This is a genomic window from Catenuloplanes niger (genome assembly GCF_031458255.1).
Classification (GTDB): domain Bacteria; phylum Actinomycetota; class Actinomycetes; order Mycobacteriales; family Micromonosporaceae; genus Catenuloplanes; species Catenuloplanes niger.
In genome coordinates, this window is record NZ_JAVDYC010000001.1 from 6,375,493 (window position 1) to 6,391,876 (window position 16,384).

The following is a 16,384-nucleotide window of genomic DNA, read 5'->3' on the forward strand; positions in this document are numbered from 1 at the left end:
GCGGGCCGGTTCACCGGCCGACCTCGAGCGCGTAGCCGACGCCGTGCACCGTGCGGATCAGGTCGGCGCCGAGCTTGCGGCGCAGGCCCTTGATGTGGCTGTCCACCGTGCGGGTGCCGGACGCGTCGGCCCAGCCCCAGACGTCGGCGAGCAGCCGCTCCCGGGGCAGCACCGTGCGCGGCCGGCCGGCCAGGTGCACCAGCAGGTCGAACTCCGTCGGCGTCAGGTGCGCCTCGACGCCGTTGCGGGTCACCCGGCGCTCGGCGCGGTTGATCTCCAGGTCGCCGAGCACGATCGGCGGCTCACCGGCCGAGGCCTTGGTCATCCGGCGCAGCAGCGCGTGCACCCGGGCGGTCAGCTCGCGCATCGAGAACGGCTTGGTCAGGTAGTCGTCCGCGCCGACCGCGAGCCCGACCAGCAGGTCCGTCTCGTCGTCCCGCGCGGTGAGCATCAGCACCGGCACCGGCCGTTCGGCCTGCAGCCGGCGGCACACCTCCAGGCCGTCGAAGCCGGGCAGCATCACGTCCAGCACCACCGCGTCCGGCCGGATCCGGCGTGCGGCCTCGACCGCGGACGGGCCGTCGCCGGCGCAGTGCACCACGAAACCCTCGGCGCGCAACCGGGCGGCGACCGCGTCCGCGATCGTGCGCTCGTCCTCGACGACCAGAATCGTCCGTTGTGCGGCCATGTGTCCCTCCTGCGGCTTCTCTCGACGGTGACTCTAAAGACTGATCGTGCAGGCCGGACGCGGGAGTTGTGAACGAACTGTGGAGATCGGGCCCGTACCGCCACGAATCTCTTGATCTTGAGCGGTGTCCACAGTGGAAATGACTTGACCGCGGCGCGCCCGGCCCGCAGGGTGACGTGGATCTCCATAGTCGCTCCGGAGGTGACGTTGTGTCAGATCCCGTTGACGCTGCCGTCCGCACGTTCGTGCGCGACGGTCGCCTGACCGCCATGCCGGGCAAGCTGACCCGGCGCCGCGCCGTGCTCGACCACCTCACCCGCGCGTCCTTCGAGCCCGGCCGCCGCTATCCCGAAACCGAGGTCAACGACATCCTCCGTGCCTGGTGCGACGGGGTGCCGGGGGTGGACCACGTGGCGATCCGCCGATACCTCATCGATCTGGACATCCTGGCGCGCGAGGACGGTCTCTACTGGCGCGCGTACGAGGCGTGATTAGCACAGACGTGCGATAGTCTTCCGGTCCCGGGCGTGAGACGTGCGGCATGGAGCGACGGACTCGTCGGACCCGGCGGTTAGAGTCGCTCCAGTCGTGTTACGGCGCCACCCAGCACAAGCGCGAGGATCTGGAGTCAAGAACCGGTGACTGCACAGCCCGAGACCCTGTACGGGGCAGCCGACCTCACCCACCTCGAGGGGCTGGACGCGGTCCGCAAGCGCCCCGGCATGTACATCGGGTCCACCGACAGCCGGGGCGTGAACCACCTGTTCAACGAGATCGTCGACAACTGCACGGACGAGGGCGTGGCCGGGCACGCGACCCGGATCAAGGTGACGCTGCACGAGGACGGCTCCGTGCAGGTCGACGACGACGGTCGCGGCATCCCCACCGACACCCACGCCAAGTCCGGCATGTCCGGCGTCGAGCTGGTGCTCACCCGGCTGCACGCGGGCGGCAAGTTCGGCGGGTCCGGCTACAAGACCTCCGGCGGCCTGCACGGTGTCGGCGCGTCCGCGGTCAACGCGCTGTCGCTGCGCTACGACGTGACCGTGCGGCGGGACGGCAAGATCCACGAGATCTCGTTCCGGCACGGCGTGGCCGGTGAGTTCCACGGGCCGGGGCCGGACGCGCCGTTCACGCCCGCGCCCGGCCTGCGCCTGGTCGGCAAGATGAAGCGCGGCGAGCCGACCGGCACCTCCACGCGGTACTGGTACGACGCGCGCTACTTCGAGGCCGGCGCCGCGCTCGACGTGGAGGCGCTGCGGACGAAGCTGCGCAACACCGCGTTCCTGGTCCCCGGCGTGACCTACGTGCTGCGCGACGCGAACGTGGACCCGATGTCCGGCACCGGCACCGAGGAGTTCCACTTCCCGAACGGGCTGGCCGACATGGTCGACTTCCTGGCGCCGTCGAACGAGAAGCCGGTCTCCGGCACGATCCTGATCAACGGCACCGGGACGTACCGGGAGAACGCCGCCGACGAGAACGGCGTGATGCGCTCCAACGTCGAGCGCCTGGCCGAGGTCGAGATCGCGTTCCGCTGGGGCACCGGTTACGAGCGCACGGTCGAGTGCTTCACCAACACGATCCGCAACGTGCACGGCGGCACGCACCGCAAGGGCTTCGAGCGGGCCGCGGTCCGCGCGCTGGTCGACGCCGTGAAGAACACCCGCGGCCTGCTCAAGCCGAAGGAGGAGCCGCCGGTCCTGGACGACGTGCTGGAGGGGATGACCGCGGTCATCCACGTGCGCGTGCCGGAGCCGCAGTTCACCTCGCAGACCAAGGACGAGCTGTCCACGGCCGGTATCACCCGGGTGGTGCAGCAGATCGTCGAGGCGCGCCTCAAGGACTGGGTGCAGGACAAGAAGACCAAGACCGAGGCGCGTACGGTCCTGCAGAAGATCGTCGACGCGGCCCGGGTGCGGCTCACCCAGAAGCAGCAGAAGGACGCGGCCCGGCGCAAGACCGCGCTGGAGGGCGCGTCGATGCCGGCCAAGCTGGTCGACTGCCGCTCCACCGGCGTCGACCGCAGCGAGCTGTTCATCGTCGAGGGTGACAGCGCGCTCGGCACCGCCCGGATGGCCCGCAGCTCGGAATACCAGGCGCTGCTGCCGATCCGCGGCAAGATCCTGAACGTGCAGAAGGCCAGCCTCCAGCAGGTGCTGGACAACGCGGAGTGCTCCGCGATCGTGCAGGTGCTCGGCGCCGGCTCCGGCCGCACGTTCGACGTCGGCGCGATGCGCTACGGCCGAATCCTGATCATGGCGGACGCGGACGTCGACGGCTCGCACATCCGGACGCTGCTGATCACGCTGTTCGCGAAGTACATGCGGCCGGTGATCGAGGCCGGCCGGCTCTACGCCGCGATGCCGCCGCTCCACAAGATCACCACCAAGGGCCGCAGCCCGCAGACCGTCTACACGTACACGCAGCCGGAGATGACCAGCACGGTCGCGCGGCTGACCAAGTCGGGCAAGCAGGTGGTCACGCCGATCCCGCGGTTCAAGGGTCTCGGCGAGATGGACGCGGACGAGCTGTGGGACACCACGATGAACCCGGCCTCGCGCGCGGTCCGCCGGATCACGCTCTCCGACGTCGATGCCGCGGAGCGCACGCTCGAACTGCTGATGGGCGAGAAGGTCGAGCCCCGCAAGAACTGGTTGATCCAATCCTCCGACCGCGTCGACCGCGACGCCATCGACGCGTAAGGGAATCTCGTCCAATGGCACGCCGCAAGGACTCGAAGTCCGCCAAGGTCGACCTGTCCGCGTTCGACGCGGCCGGGGCGCGGATCATCGACAACCCGCTGACCACCGAGGTCGAGGACTCCTACCTGGAGTACGCGTTCTCGGTCATTCACTCCCGCGCGCTCCCGGACGCCCGTGACGGCCTCAAGCCGGTGCACCGCCGGATCCTGTTCTCCATGTACGAGCAGGGCTACCGGCCGGACCGCGGGCACGTCAAGTCCGCCCGCGTCGTCGGTGACGTGATGGGTAAGTACCACCCGCACGGCGACGTCGCGATCTACGACGCGATGGTCCGGCTCGCCCAGGACTTCTCGCTGAACGTGCCGCTGATCGACGGCCACGGCAACTTCGGCTCGCCGGACGACGGCCCGGCCGCCGCGCGATACACCGAGGCGCGCATGTCCGGCGAGGCGATGCTGCTGGTCGGCGAGCTCGGCGAGGGCACGGTCGACTTCGTCCCGAACTACGACGGCTCGCTCGAACAGCCGTCCGTGCTGCCCGCCGCCTTCCCGAACCTGCTCGTCAACGGCACGTCCGGGATCGCGGTCGGCATGGCCACCAACATGATCCCGCACAACCTCGGCGAGGTGGTGACCGCGGCCCGGTGGCTGATCAACCACCCGGAGGCGGACCTGGACAAGCTGATGACGTTCGTCCCCGGGCCCGACCTGCCGACCGGCGGGCTGCTGCTCGGGCTGGACGAGGTGCGCAAGGCGTACGAGACCGGCCGCGGCGTGGTGCGCATGCGGGCCAAGGTGCAGATAGGGCCGCTGGAGGGCTCGCGCGGCCGGCAGGCGATCACGGTCACCGAGCTGCCGTACGGCATCGGCTCCGAGAAGGTCATCGAGAAGATCACCGACGAGGTCAACAAGACCCGCCGGCTGCAGGGCATCGCCGACGTCAAGGACCTCACCGACCGGGAGAACGGCACCCGCCTGGTCATCGAGTGCAAGGTCGGCGTCAACCCGCAGGCGCTGCTCGCCGACCTCTACCGGCTCACCCCGCTGGAGCAGTCGTTCGGCGTGAACAACCTGGTCCTGGTCGACGGCCAGCCGCGGACGCTCGGGCTCAAGGCACTGCTCGAGGTGTTCCTCAAACACCGCTACGAGGTCGTCACCCGGCGCACCACGTTCCGGCGCACCAAACGGCAGGAACGCCTGCACCTGGTCGACGGCCTGCTCATCGCGCTGCTCGACATCGACCGGGTGGTCGCGCTGATCCGATCCAGCGACGACGCGGCCTCCGCCAAGGACGGCCTGATGGAACAGTTCGGTCTCTCCGAGATCCAGGCGTCGTACATCCTGGACACGCCGCTGCGCCGGCTCACCCGCTTCGACCGGCTCGAACTCGAGTCCGAGCAGGAACGGCTCAACTCGGAGATCGCCGCACTGTCGCTGATCCTCGACGACGAGAAGGTGCTGCGGAAGGTCGTCTCCGACGAACTCGCCGCGGTCGCCAAGGAACACGCCACGCCGCGCCGCACCGCGCTGATCGACGGCGACCTGAAGGAGGTGCTGGCCGCGTCGATCCCGGCCGGCCCGCTCGAGGTCAAGGACGACCCGTGCCAGGTCATCCTGTCCGCCACCGGGCTCGTCGCGCGCACCGCCGCCGAATCCGAGGAATCCTCCGAGAGCACCCGCCGCAACGGCCGCGACCGCCACGACGCGGTCCGCGCGCTCGTCCACACCACCGCCCGCGGCCAGGTCCTGCTCATCACGAACCGCGGCCGCGCGTTCAAGACCGACGTGCTCCCGCTCCCCGTCCTGCCGGAACACGTCGGCACCGTCTCGCTCCGGGGCGGCATGTCCGCCAGCGAACTCGCCGACCTCGACCCGGGCGAACACGTCATCGGGCTGGCCCCGCTCGTCCCCAAGCCGGGCGAGACGCTCGCGCTCGGCACCCGCCAGGGCGTCGTCAAGGTCTGCGCACCCGAATGGCCGGTCCGCGCGGACGTGTTCGAGGTCATCGGCCTCAAGGACGGCGACGAGGTCGTCGGCTGCACCTGGATCACCGGAACCGAATCCCTCACGTTCCTCACCACGGACGCGTCGCTGCTCCGCTTCCCGGCCTCGCTGGTCCGCGCGCAGGGCACCAAGGGCGGCGGCATGGCCGGCATAAACCTTGCCGCCGGCGCCTCCGTGGTGTTCTTCGGCGCCGTCGGCACCGACGAACCACAGCACGGCGCCCCCCTGGTCATCACGTCGACCGGCCGCACCGTGAAGGTCACGCCGTTCAACGACTACCCGGCCAAGGGCCGCGCCACCGGCGGCGTACGCGCACACCGCTTCCTGAAGGGCGAAGAGGCCCTGGCCGTCGGCTGGATCGGCGTCCGCCCCGCGGCGGCCACCGCAACCGGCGAGCCGATCGACCTCCCCGACATCGACCCACGCCGCGACGGCTCCGGCGTCGCGGGCATCTGCCCGGACCTGATCGGTCACCTGATCGAACGGGACTGATCGATGTAACGCCGGGATGCGAGGGCGGGCGGCGGTTGCGCCCGGTGGTCGGGTGCGACCCCGGTGGGCGTCTGCCCGCCCCTTGCCTGGGGTGCGTGCGATCGCGGGCGGTTCCCGGTGATTCCGGTGGTTCCGGTGGTTCCGGTGGTGGGAGCGCGGCGGTTCCCGGCGGTGGGAACGTGGCGGTTTCCGGCGGGGAGATTACGGGCAGCCTCCGGCGTGCCTCGGGCTCCGGGGAGGGCGGGGGTTCCGGCGGGCTTGGCGTTCGTTGGCCCGGCTGTTTTTTCGTGGGTGGGGTGGGTTTCGTTCTGGTGTGCCTGGCTGCCCCGTCTGCCGTCTTCCAGGTCGAGCCGAGCAGATCATCGGCAGGGCCGCCAGCTTTGGTCGCGTCGGTGGGGGTTGCGTGGTGCAAGACCTGTCGGTTGCCGCTGCCCGGCGCCGGTTTGCGTGGTGGTGGCGGCGCTGCCGATGATCTGCACCCCAAGGGGTGGTCGACGGCAGGCGGGGCAGCCAGGCGGCGGCGGTCTGCGCGGTGCGCACGAGAAGATCGAAGGCGGTGCGGTGGCTGCTGATCGATCGAAGTGCTGGTGTTCGGTCCGGTAACGGCATTTCGTCGCCTCGTCACGGGGTGCTTTCGGCGCCGGATTCGTTCGGCGGTAGCAAGCACTCCGTGCCCGATATTTCGGCATTTTGCGCCTCTGCGGGTGGCGCTTACCTTGGCGCGCCGCATTCGGCAGGGCGATTTCCGGCGCGGGTTTCTCCGGCGCGATCGAGGGCCGCTTCTTGATCGTGCCGGCCTCGGTGCGCGGTGTCATTCGAGCGGGTGAGTGCCGGCCCGCAAGGGGTTGCGGCTGTGCCGCCGAGTTGGCAAGCCGTTACAGCCGACCATTCCGGCACCTTCTTCGGGCATCCTCGTTCGACGGCTGCTCAAGCGATGGGGTCCCGCATTCCGGGCCACTGCTACCGCGTCGTGGATGTGTGATGCCGTGCGGCGGCACCGCCGTTGACTTTGATCGCGCGCCCCGCGCAGACCGCCGCCAACGAGACGAAACCCGTCCACCCACGAGGAAACAGCCGGGCCGGCGAACCCCGGGCACGCCGGAATCCCTGCCCTCTCCCCGGAGCCCGAGGCCCGCCGGGAGGCATGCACTGGACCCACGCGACACAGGCGCACGCGGCAAAAGCGTCCGCGGAAGAACGAACCGCGCCACAGAAGTCCTTGCGGCCACGGATCGTGCAGGGAGGAGCGCCAGCGACGACCGTTGCCCGCGGGAGCATGCGGATCTCGCCCTCGGCGGAAGTGGGCAGAAAAGAATTGAGGGTTGCCGTCTCGCGAAGCCGCCGGGCCGCGGTCGCGAGACGGCACTACCCCCGGACGGGCGTGGGAGGGGGTAGGCGGGCGCCGGGCGGCGCGCAGGGTGAGTGGTGGGCCGCCCGGCGCCCTGGGGGAAGGTCTAGAACGTGCGGGTCAGGAAGTCGCGGGTGGGCAGGGCGCGGGCGGTGATGCGGACGTCGCCGATCCAGCCGTAGAAGCCCTGGCCGAACCGTTCGGCGAACTGGGTGGCGCCGATGGTGAACGGCTTGCCGAGCGTGGCTATCCCGCGGGAGGACTGGGTGGGGTTGCGGGCGATCTTGGAGCCGTCGATGTAGATGGTGGTGCGGCGGCCGTCGTTGACCACGGCGACGTGCATCCAGCGGCCGACCGGGAGCGCGTGGCTCCAGGACGTGGGGTCGGCGTCGCGGTCGTTGGGGTAGACGACGTACTGGAGGAAGCGTTCGCCGGAGAGGTTGAGGCTGCAGGTGGGCTCGTCCTGGGACCAGCCGCTGGTCTTGCCGGCGTCGCCGGACCGGCCCTGCCAGCTCAGGATTCCCATCCACGCGTGGTCGCCCTCGAACGGTGCGGGCAGCTTGATGAACGCCTCGATCGTGTAGCCCTTGTCGAAGGTGAGGGAGTTCAGCGGTGCGGACGGGCCGGTGGCGAGGATGGTGCCGCGGTCGGGGGCCTTGCCGCCGTTGAAGCGGAGGCTGGCGTGTGCGGGCGCGCCGGCGTGGTGGTCGGTGGACAGCAGCAGCGGCGCGCCGGCGCCGATCGACGCGACGGTCAGGTCGTTGCCGCCCTTGGCCAGGTCGCGGACCACGGTGCCGGGCGACACGGCGGCGCCGTCGGCGAGGCCCAGGTTGTCGAAGCGCCAGTAGGCGACGGTGTCGCGGAGGACCACGGCGGACGCGGGCCGGGGCGCCGGCGGCACGATCGGGGCGAAGCCGGCGAACCGCGCGTCGAAGTCGATCTCCAGGGAGAAACGGTCGACCGGGCCGGTCAGCTCGATCGTCTCCTCCTCCAGCGCGCTGCGCTTCGACGGGTCCTTGGACAGGAACCAGGGCGCGAGCGTGGACACGTCGATCACGCCGCGGGCCAGGTCGAACGCGTACAGGCGGATCATGCCGGCACCGCCGTAGTAGCGGTCCTGGTAGTTCGTGATGTGCACGTGCACGTCGTGGCCGGCGTCGTTCTTCAGCACGGTGCGGCCGGGCGGCCAGTAGTGGCCGTTCAGCGTCAGGAAGATCTGGTCGTTGCGCCGGATCAGCTTGTCCCACAGCTGCTGGCCGTAGGAGGAGAGGTACGCGGTGCCGTTGTCGTCCGCGTAGGCCAGGTCGTGCGTGGTGACGATCGCGGGCAGCGTCCGGTGCTTGTCCAGCACGGACTGCGCCCAGGCGACACCGGCGTCGGAGATCCGCCAGTCCAGCGCCAGGATCAGCCACTGACGGCCGCCGGCCTTGAGCACGTGGTAGCTGTTGTAGCCGTCCGGGGACGCGCCGCCGAACGTGGGCGCGCTCTTGAACCGCTTCGGGTTGAACGCGCGCAGGTACGCGGAGTCACCGCGCGTGTCGGCCGTGGTGCCGCCCTTGATGTCGTGGTTGCCGGCCAGCACGCTGTACGGGAATCTGCCGTCGAGCTCCTTGAACGTCTTCGACGCCAGCTCGATCTCGTGCTCGCTGCCGTGCTCGGTGACGTCGCCGAGGTGCGTCATGAACGCGACGTTGCCGTCCTTGCGGGCCTCGCGGAGGTACCTGAACGTGGCGCGCAGCGGCTCCGGGTCGGAGGCGTCCTCGTCGAAGAGGTACTGCGTGTCCGGCAGCACCGCGATCGAGAAGCGCGGGCTGTCCACGTCGAACGAGCCACCGCTCGCCTGGGCGGGCGCGGCGTCGAGCGTGCTGCCGGCGACGAGCCCGGCGGCGGGTGCGGCGACCGCGGTCTGCAGCAGCACGCGGCGTGGCAGGCGCTGGGACATTGTGTTACTCCCATGTGTGGCTTCCGGTGATCCGGCGTGAGCCTGAACCGCGTCGATGACCTCCGGCTGAAAAATCAAAATCTTCCACGGGTACGTGTCGAGAACGGCCCGATGGCTGCTACCTCTACGTGAGAACGTCGACGACGTGAGGAGCACACCGTGAAGTACCTGCTGATGATGCAGTTCTCCCAGGCCAGCACGGAATTTCCGCAGATCTCCACGTGGAAGCCGGAGGAGATCGAGCGGCACATCGCGTTCATGGGTGAGGTGAACGCCACGCTGACCGCGTCCGGCGAGTGGGTCTCCGGTGAGGGCCTGGCCGGACCGGAGGAGACGAAGATCGTCCGGTCGGACGCGAACGGCGCCCCGGTGGTGACCGAGGGGCCGTTCCCGGAGACGAAGGAGTTCCTGGCCGGTTACTGGATCGTGGACGTGGACACGCCGGCCCGCGCGCTGGAGCTGGCCGCGTACGTGTCGAGCGCGCCCGGGCCGGAGGGCAAGCCGCTGTGCATGCCGATCGAGGTGCGCCAGATCATGGAGGCGCCGACGCCGGACGCCTGGTGACCCGCTTCTCCGGGGAGGGCCTGCTGCGCGACCTCGCGCCGCAGGTCCTCGGCGTGCTCACCCGCCGGTTCGGCGACTTCGTGGCCGCCGAGGACGCGGTGCAGGAGGCGCTGCTGGCCGCGTTCCGGCAGTGGCCGGACGAGGGGGTGCCGGCGAATCCGCGCGGGTGGCTGATCCAGGTCGCGCACCGGCGGTTCGTCGAGCAGGTCCGCGGTGCCGACGCGCGGCGCCGGCGGGAGATGTCGGATTTCCGGATGCGGGCGCCGCTGTCCGAGGCCGTCGCGGAGAGCGCGGACGACACGCTCGAGATGCTGTTCCTGTGCTGCCATCCGGTGCTGAGCCCGGCGTCCGCGGTCGCGTTGACGCTGCGCGCGGTCGGCGGGCTGACCACGGCGGAGATCGCTCGCGCGTTCCTGGTGCCGGAAGCGACGATGGCGCAGCGGATCAGCCGGGCGAAACGGTCCGTGGCCGGCGGCTTCTCCCGGCCCGGCGACCTCTCCGCCGTCCTGCAGGTGCTCTATCTGATCTTCAATGAGGGGCACACCGGCTCGGCCGGGCCGTCGCTGCTGCGGGTGGAGCTCTCCACCGAGGCGATCCGGCTGGCCCGGGCCGTGCGTGCGCTGCGCCCGGACTCCGCGGAGGCCGGCGGGCTGCTCGCGCTGATGCTGCTGACCGAGGCGCGGGCGCCGGCCCGGACCGGGCCGGTCGGCGAGCTGGTGCCGCTGGCCGACCAGGACCGGTCGCGGTGGGACGCGGCCGCGATCGCGGAGGGCATCGCGCTGGTGCACGAGGTGCTGCCGCGCGGGCCGGTCGGGCCGTACCAGGTGCAGGCCGCGATCGCCGCGCTGCACGACGAGGCGCCGTCCGCGGACGACACCGACTGGCCGCAGATCCTGGCGCTGTACGGCGTGCTGGAACGGCTGACGCCGAGCCCGGTGGTGACGCTGAACCGCGCGGTGGCGCAGGCGATGGTGGACGGGCCGGCCGCGGGACTGGCGACGCTCGACGCGCTGGCCGACGATCCGCTGCTGGCCCGCGGGCACCGGCTGCCCGCGGCCCGGGCGCATCTGCTGGAGATGGCCGGTGCCCGCGCGGAGGCGATCGCCGCCTATCGCACGGCGGCGGCGCGGACGGCCAGCGTGCCGGAGCGCAACTACCTCACGCTGCGTGCTGCCAGGCTCGCCGAATGAACTATAAGGATCATTTACCGTTCCTTTAGCCCGCCGCTGAAGACGCCGCTGACACGATCATCCGGTCCTCGGATACCCGGTTGTGCGGAATGGGAGTGGTGCGCGGTGAAGCTTCGAGTCGTCGCTACGGTACTGGCGATCGCGGGGGCGGGTACCGCCGCCGCGATCCTGCCGATGACCATGGCCTCGGCGGCCGAGTGCGCCAGCCCGTACAGCGCGTCCGCGGTGTACTGGGGCGGTAACACGGCGTCGTTCGGCGGCCACAACTGGCGGGCCAAGTGGTGGACGCAGGGTGAGCAGCCGAGCGCGGCCGGCACGGGGGTGTGGGAGGACCAGGGGGCGTGCGGCTCCGGTTCCGGCTCGGGCGGTTCGGGCGGCTCCGGTTCCGGCTCCGGTGGTGGGGCGACGACGGCCTGTAACCACCCGGCGTGGCAGGCCGGTAAGTCCTATGTGACCGGAAATATCGTGAAGTACACGGACGGTAAGTACTACATAGCCGAGCACGACAACCCGGGGTACGACCCGATCATCAGCACCTGGTTCTGGGAGCCGTACGCCTGCACCGGTGGCGGCACGCAGCCGACCCCGCCGGCGCCGACCGGTGGCACCAACCCGTCCGGGTTCGTGGTCTCCGAGGCCCAGTTCAACCAGATGTTCCCGGCGCGGAACCAGTTCTACACGTACGCCGGCCTGGTCCAGGCGCTCTCCGCGTACCCCGCGTTCGCCGGCACCGGCAGCGACACCGTGCGCAAGCAGGAGGCCGCAGCGTTCCTCGCCAACATCAACCACGAGACCGGCGGGCTGGTGCACATCGTCGAGCAGAACACGGCGAACTACCCGCACTACTGCGACCCCGCCCAGCCGTACGGGTGCCCGGCCGGCCAGGCCGCGTACTACGGTCGCGGGCCGATCCAGCTGAGCTGGAACTTCAACTACAAGGCCGCGGGTGACGCGCTCGGCATCGACCTGCTGCGCAACCCGAACCTGGTGCAGAACGACGCGGCCGTCGCCTGGAAGACCGGCATCTGGTACTGGATGACGCAGACCGGCCCCGGCACGGTGACCGGCCACAACGCGATGGTGAACGGGCGCGGCTTCGGCGAGTCGATCCGCAGCATCAACGGCGCGATCGAGTGCAACGGGGGCAACCCGGCCCAGGTGCAGAGCCGGGTCGCGGCGTACCAGAAGTTCGCCGGCATCCTCGGCGTGACACCGGGCGCGAACCTCAGCTGCTGACCTCCGTCGTAGACAAGGCCGGTGCCGCCCGTCGCGGCACCGGCCTCTCTGTTCCGTGTTGCCCCGGGTACGGCGTGAGCGCGTCCCTTGCCTGTCAGACGATCAGGCGGCGCCGGTCTTACGCCGATTCCTTCCGCAAAGTCAGCCGTAGCCCGATCGTGCCGTACCGCTCGATCCGGATGTCCGTGAATTCGCCCTTCCGTGCCCGGTCGGTCAACTGCTCCGGCGCATGCGCCCGGTGACGCAGCCGGCCCAGCGTCACGTCGTCCGGATGCAGCACACCGGCCAGCACCGCCTCGAACCGCGCCGGATCCCGCCCCTGCTTCCGCACCCGGTCGGTGAGCTCCGCGCGCCCGTCAACCGTGATCGCGTAGCTGCTCCGCTCCGGTCCGGCCGCCGCCCGTCCCGGTCCGTCCGGTCGCCGCGATCAGCCCGTGCTTCTCCAGGGCCCCGATCATGGTGTAGAGCGACCCCCACTTGATCGCCAGGTCGCGCTCCCTGTTGGTGCGCTTCAAAGCGGTGGCGAGCTGGTAGGGATGCATGGACGTGCCCGGCGCGAGCATTACCAGCACCCCAGGCTCCAGCAGATTTCTCACCGGCCTCCGCCGCGCCACCGCTTCACCTCGCGTCCGGATACTCGCCCACGCGTATATGGCGCTGGTCAAGGCCACTCGGCCGACCGGGCGAGCCGCGAACAGAACGTGGGGCTCGTACTACCCTCGGTGGTCTAGATCTCCACGACAGCACTGGGGCGAGGTGACTCCCTTGGCGCGGCCCAGAGGACCGGGGGACAGCGGCGGTACGCCACCGACCAACAGTGACGGTGACGGTACGACTCCGCGTCATCGATCCAGCAGTACATCCGCGGGAAGCGTTGCCGACGGCCAGCGGATCGCGGCGGAGGAGGCGCACGCCGGACGTGCGCCCGGATCGCGGACCGGAACCGGCTGGCCGGACGGAGCCGGTGGCACCGCCGGCTCGGGCACCGCGGGCTCGGGCACCGATGGCGCCGGCACCGGGTGGCCGGAAGGTGACGGGCGTGGCGAGCCGGCGGACGGCGCCGACAGCGACCCTGTCGGTGAGCAGGACTCGTCCGGAGACCGAGACAATCTCCTCACACAGCCGACCGGTGAGGAGGGCGGCGAGCCGTCGGGCCGGCCGACCCGGATCAACCCGAGGGACGACTACCCGACCCGCCGATCCCTGGAGATGGAAAACTCGGCGGCCGCTCGGCTCGCCGCGGAAGGCTATCGGGTCGAACAGAACCCGTCCCCTCAGGATGTCGCTCAAGCCCGGCAGAACGCCGGTGATGCGGGGCTACCGCAGAAGAGGCCGGACTATCTGATCGAGGGCCGGGTGTTCGACGCATACTCGCCGACCGCTTCGGACAAGGCGGTGCACTACCTCGCCGACGAGGTGCAGGCCAAGATCGTGAAGGGCCAGACGCAGCGGGTGGTGGTCAACCTGGAGGATTGGCGTGGAGACGTGGACGCATTGCGGAGGCACTTCCACGACTCGCCGGTGCCGAACCTCAAGGAACTGAAGATCATCACGCCGGAGGGCGGCATCATCCAGGTTGTTCCCGAGTAATCCAGTCCTGAGAGGAGAGCGCCCAGACATGGGAATCGAGTATCGGCTGACCCTGGCCGGAGCCGTCCCCGCCGACGAGGTGGCGATGAGGGCGATGCCGGATGTGGCGGACCGGCCGGCCGGCAGTCCGACATTGCTGTCGGCGGATCTGTACGACAGCCACGGCTTCTTCCTCACCATCGTGCCGAGGCAGCGCGGTTCGGTGGCCGCAGAGGCCGACGACGGCATGTGGACGTGGGACCTCGCGGAGAACGTCATGGTCAGCTTCGACATGGATAAGTTCGACGAGGTTGAGCAGAGTGAGCGTGCGCTCGCCGCCATGCTGGTCGTGGTGGGCCGGGTGCTGGCCGGTGGGGACGAGGACGCCGCGTTGACGCTGAACGGTGACGTGCTGCTGCTGACCCGGCTCGGCGGTGTCCAGGCGAAACACCGCCGTGCAGTGTGGTGGGAGCACCACGCGGCCCTCGGCGACATCATCCAGGGCTGAGTCGCGCCCTACTCGAAGCGCTCGCCCCGTTCCGCCTTACGGAGGAGCAGGGGTGGGGGAGTGAAGCGGGGGCCGTAGCGGTCGGCGAGCTGGTGGGCGCGGGTGATGAAGCCGGGGAGGCCGCCGGGGTACTGATTGATGTACTGGAGGACGCCGCCGGTCCAGCCGGGGTAGCCGATGCCGAGGATGGAGCCGATGTTGGCGTCGGCGACGGAGGTGAGGACGCCCTCGTCGAGGCAGCGGACGGACTCGACGGCCTCGATGAAGAGCAGGCGTTCCCGCAGGTCCTCGAACGGGATCGCGGACTCGCGCTTCGCGAAGCGGGCCAGGCCGGGCCAGAGGCGGGTGCGGGTGCCGTCCTCGTAGTCGTAGAAGCCGGCGCCGCCGGAGCGGCCGGTGCGGCCGGCGTCGACGAGGTGGTCGATGACGGCGTCGGCCGGGTGCGGGGTCCAGGCGTCGCCGGCCGCGGCCGCGGTCTCCTTGCGGATCTTCTGCGGGAGCGTGAGGGTGAGCTCGTCCATCAGCTGGAGCACCGGCGCGGGGTAGCCGGCCTGGCTGCTGGCCTGCTCGATGGACGGCGCGGGCACACCCTCGGCGAGCATGGCGACGCCCTCGTTGGTGAACGTGCCGATCACCCGGCTGGTGAAGAACCCGCGGCTGTCGTTGACCACGATCGGCGTCTTGCGCAGCCGCCGGACGACCGCGAGCGCGCGGCGCAGCGTCTCGTCGCTGGTGCGCTCGCCGCGGATCACCTCGACCAGCGGCATCCGGTCGACCGGGGAGAAGAAGTGCAGCCCGCCGAAGCCGGCCTGACGGCGCACGCCCTCGGCCAGCATCGTGATCGGCAGCGTCGACGTGTTGGAGCAGAGCAGCGCGTCCGGCGCGACCAGGTCCTCGATCTCGGCGAAGACCTTGTGCTTGAGCGCCGGGTCCTCGAACACCGCCTCGATCACCAGGTCCACGCCGGCCAGCGCGGCCGGGTCGTCGGCCGGGGAGATGCGGGCGAGCAACTCGGTGCCGGCCGCCTCGGTCAGCCGGCCCCGGGAGACGGCCTTCGCCACCAGGCGCTGGGAGTAGCCGAGACCGCGGGTGGCGGCCGCCAGGGAGACGTCCTTGAGCACCACGTCGAGTCCGGCCTTGGCGCAGACGTACGCGATCGCGGCGCCCATCATGCCGGCGCCGAGCACTCCGACCCGGTGGAACGGCGGGACGTCGCCGATGTCGCGCGCGTTCGCCGCGTTCAGGTCGAAGAAGAACGCTCCGATCATGTTCTTCGCGATCTGGCCGGTGACCAGCTCCACGAAGTACCGATTCTCGATCGTGAACGCGGTGTCGATGTCGACCTGGGCGCCCTCGACCGCGGCCGCGAGGATGTTGCGCGGTGCGGGGTACGGCGCGTTCTTCAGCTCCTTGCGCAGGTTGGCCGGGAACGCGGGCAGCATCGCGGCCAGCGCGGGCGTGGCCGGCGTACCCCCGGGGATGCGGTAGCCCTTGACGTCCCACGGCTGGGCCGCGCCGGGATTCGCCCGGATCCACTCGCGTGCGGCGGGCAGCAGACCGTCGGCGGACGGGACGAGCGCGGAGATCAGGCCGAGGTCGCGGGCCGCGGCGGCGCGGTGCCGCTGACCGCGCAGCAGCACCTGGGTGAGCGCGGTGACCAGGCCGAGCATCCGCACGGTGCGGACCACGCCGCCGGCGCCGGGCAGCAGGCCGAGCGTCACCTCGGGGAAGCCGACCTCGAGCTTCGGGTCGTCGACCGCGATCCGGTGGTGGCAGGCGAGCGCCAGCTCCAGGCCGCCGCCGAGCGCGGACCCGTTGAGCGCGGCGACGACCGGCCGGCCGAGCGTCTCCAGCCGGCGGAACTGCGCCTTCACGGTCGCGGCGCGCGCGAACGACTCGGCGCCCTGATCCGGCCCGGGCGTGCGGAGCGAGTCGAGGTCGCCGCCGGCGAAGAACGACTTCTTCGCGGACACGAAGACCACGCCGGTGATCGAGTCGCGCTCCGCCTCCAGCCGGGTGACGGTCTCCTCCATGCTGCGCACGTAGGCGGCGGTCATGGTGTTGGCGGCGCGGGTCGGGTCGTCCAGCGTGAGCACGACGATGCCGTCGTCCTCGCGGTCCCAGCGGATCATTCTCAAC

Annotated in this window: 13 protein-coding genes; 8 read left to right on the forward strand and 5 right to left on the reverse strand. The window is 70.7% G+C overall.

The features are described 5' to 3' along the window. Positions 1-10: 10 nt before the first annotated feature. Positions 11-688 (reverse strand): response regulator transcription factor, encoded by a 678-nt coding sequence (locus J2S44_RS28355; RefSeq protein WP_310420125.1) that lies wholly within the window; start codon positions 686-688, stop codon positions 11-13. Between the two features lie 209 nt (positions 689-897). On the opposite strand from J2S44_RS28355, the gene J2S44_RS28360 reads away from it, so the two are divergent. The 3 genes from J2S44_RS28360 (at position 898) to J2S44_RS28370 (ending at position 5,888) form a co-directional block, all read left to right on the forward strand. Continuing rightward, positions 898-1,179, forward strand: coding sequence for a DUF2087 domain-containing protein (locus J2S44_RS28360; RefSeq protein WP_310420127.1), 282 nt, complete (start codon positions 898-900; stop codon positions 1,177-1,179). A gap of 147 nt (positions 1,180-1,326) precedes the next feature. Next, positions 1,327-3,393 carry a DNA gyrase/topoisomerase IV subunit B gene (locus tag J2S44_RS28365; RefSeq protein ID WP_310420129.1) on the forward strand — a complete coding sequence of 689 codons (2,067 nt, stop codon included), beginning with the start codon at positions 1,327-1,329 and terminating at the stop codon, positions 3,391-3,393. 14 nt (positions 3,394-3,407) lie between these two features. After that, complete coding sequence (locus J2S44_RS28370) at positions 3,408-5,888, forward strand: DNA gyrase/topoisomerase IV subunit A (RefSeq protein WP_310420131.1); 2,481 nt, start codon at positions 3,408-3,410, stop codon at positions 5,886-5,888. Between the two features lie 1,454 nt (positions 5,889-7,342). Here J2S44_RS28370 and J2S44_RS28375 read toward each other — a convergent pair. Then, positions 7,343-9,178, reverse strand: coding sequence for a LamG-like jellyroll fold domain-containing protein (locus J2S44_RS28375; RefSeq protein WP_310420134.1), 1,836 nt, complete (start codon positions 9,176-9,178; stop codon positions 7,343-7,345). A gap of 159 nt (positions 9,179-9,337) precedes the next feature. Between J2S44_RS28375 and J2S44_RS28380 the strand changes: the two genes are divergently transcribed. The 3 genes from J2S44_RS28380 to J2S44_RS28390 all read left to right on the forward strand — a co-directional run bounded on the left by J2S44_RS28380 (position 9,338) and on the right by J2S44_RS28390 (position 12,168). Then, the gene (locus J2S44_RS28380; protein ID WP_310420136.1) at positions 9,338-9,742 is read left to right on the forward strand and encodes a YciI family protein; all 405 of its coding nucleotides are present in this window, start codon (positions 9,338-9,340) and stop codon (positions 9,740-9,742) included. Further along, the gene (locus J2S44_RS28385; protein WP_310420138.1) at positions 9,739-10,932 is read left to right on the forward strand and encodes an RNA polymerase sigma factor; all 1,194 of its coding nucleotides are present in this window, start codon (positions 9,739-9,741) and stop codon (positions 10,930-10,932) included. Before J2S44_RS28380 ends, J2S44_RS28385 begins: the two co-directional genes overlap by 4 nt. A gap of 105 nt (positions 10,933-11,037) precedes the next feature. Beyond that, the gene (locus J2S44_RS28390) at positions 11,038-12,168 is read left to right on the forward strand and encodes a glycoside hydrolase family 19 protein (protein ID WP_310420140.1); all 1,131 of its coding nucleotides are present in this window, start codon (positions 11,038-11,040) and stop codon (positions 12,166-12,168) included. 118 nt (positions 12,169-12,286) lie between these two features. On the opposite strand, the gene J2S44_RS28395 is transcribed toward J2S44_RS28390, so the two are convergent. Then, positions 12,287-12,499: a hypothetical protein gene (locus tag J2S44_RS28395; protein ID WP_310420142.1), complete on the reverse strand. Its 213-nt coding sequence runs from the start codon at positions 12,497-12,499 to the stop codon at positions 12,287-12,289. 25 nt (positions 12,500-12,524) lie between these two features. Then, positions 12,525-12,764 carry a hypothetical protein gene (locus J2S44_RS28400; RefSeq protein WP_310420144.1) on the reverse strand — a complete coding sequence of 80 codons (240 nt, stop codon included), beginning with the start codon at positions 12,762-12,764 and terminating at the stop codon, positions 12,525-12,527. 169 nt (positions 12,765-12,933) lie between these two features. Here J2S44_RS28400 and J2S44_RS42980 point away from each other — a divergent pair, with 169 nt between their 5' ends. Together J2S44_RS42980 and J2S44_RS28410 are read left to right on the forward strand one after the other, a co-directional pair. Further along, positions 12,934-13,758 (forward strand): CdiA C-terminal domain-containing protein, encoded by an 825-nt coding sequence (locus tag J2S44_RS42980; RefSeq protein WP_374727915.1) that lies wholly within the window; start codon positions 12,934-12,936, stop codon positions 13,756-13,758. A 28-nt stretch (positions 13,759-13,786) separates the two neighbouring features. Then, positions 13,787-14,245: a SitI3 family protein gene (locus J2S44_RS28410; RefSeq protein WP_310420146.1), complete on the forward strand. Its 459-nt coding sequence runs from the start codon at positions 13,787-13,789 to the stop codon at positions 14,243-14,245. 8 nt (positions 14,246-14,253) lie between these two features. Here J2S44_RS28410 and J2S44_RS28415 read toward each other — a convergent pair whose 3' ends face one another. Next, complete coding sequence (locus J2S44_RS28415) at positions 14,254-16,377, reverse strand: 3-hydroxyacyl-CoA dehydrogenase NAD-binding domain-containing protein (protein WP_310420148.1); 2,124 nt, start codon at positions 16,375-16,377, stop codon at positions 14,254-14,256. Positions 16,378-16,384 lie beyond the last annotated feature (7 nt).